We start from the raw sequence: 1,046 nt of genomic DNA on the forward strand, positions 1-1,046 counted from the left end.
GCTGGGATCTCGCTGGGATCTCAGCTGGCATTGGCGCTGCGATTGGGTTGGCAACGTTTGGGGTTGGTCTAGGTATTGGCAAGCTAGGGAAGTCAGGCAAGTCGGTTCCTACAGTTAATGGAAGGAGAACGAGCTCTAGCTCTAGCTCTACGACTATTGCTGCACAACCTATGCTTTTTCGTGGTTCGGGGAGCGGGGCTGATAATTTCACACCACCAAATTTAGCACGTTCAAATGCCACGGGATCTATTAACTTAACTACTCTTCCTGAGCTACCGCTTTTGAACATTGCAAAAAGACTTGATGCTGAAGGTTTAGCTAACTTCAGCGACTTATCTGTGAGAACAAGGACTATTGCAAGTGAAGTCTATTGGGGCAATATTAACTTGCTTCGAAATGATATTGCTATTACAAAAAAAGCATTTGGTAAATTTAATGATAACTATGATCAAGTTGTATTCCAGTTAAAAAACAAGGAAGCGATACATCGATATTGTAGATTGTTCGGAAGCCCAACACCTTATATACCATTTTCATTTCTGGAGTTAAAACCGTTAAAAGACGTGTATTATGGGAGAAATATATATTGGCTTTAATTATAGGGGGTAGTCTGGTACGTTATTGTTTAATAATTAACGATGAATCATAGAGTTATAGTTCTGGATTGTTTGAATTTATAAACCCTCTCTTTAGGTGATTTATTTAGGCCATGATTAATCTACTTGTTATTATTTCAACGGTAACAGTGATGATACGTTTAACTTTAAATTATCATACACCCGAAAATAGCAGTTCCTAATAGGTGATCTTATTATTTATTTTAAAATTGTATTGAGGACATGAATAACGCTACTCCGGAACGAAGATAATTTTTAAGCATTTTAAAAAGGTTCTTTATGAAACAGTTATCCCCCAAAAATACCCACCGCCGTCGGTTTATTAAAATGACTTTGGGTACAACGGCTATTGCAAATCCCTTAGTTAACCTGTCGGAAGCTGCTGGACGCTCATCAGCCGCATTATCGAGTCCGTTAATAGTAAGCCCT

General features: G+C 38.5%; 1 protein-coding gene. It reads left to right on the forward strand.

Annotated elements, in window-relative coordinates:
- Nucleotides 1–596: hypothetical protein (locus L4D78_RS28275; RefSeq protein ID WP_428469996.1), on the forward strand; the 596-nt coding region annotated here is incomplete at its 5' end.
- Nucleotides 597–1,046 lie beyond the last annotated feature (450 nt).

Source organism: Photobacterium minamisatsumaniensis, from assembly GCF_050336695.1.
In the GTDB taxonomy this organism is placed as follows: Bacteria; Pseudomonadota; Gammaproteobacteria; order Enterobacterales; family Vibrionaceae; genus Photobacterium; species Photobacterium minamisatsumaniensis.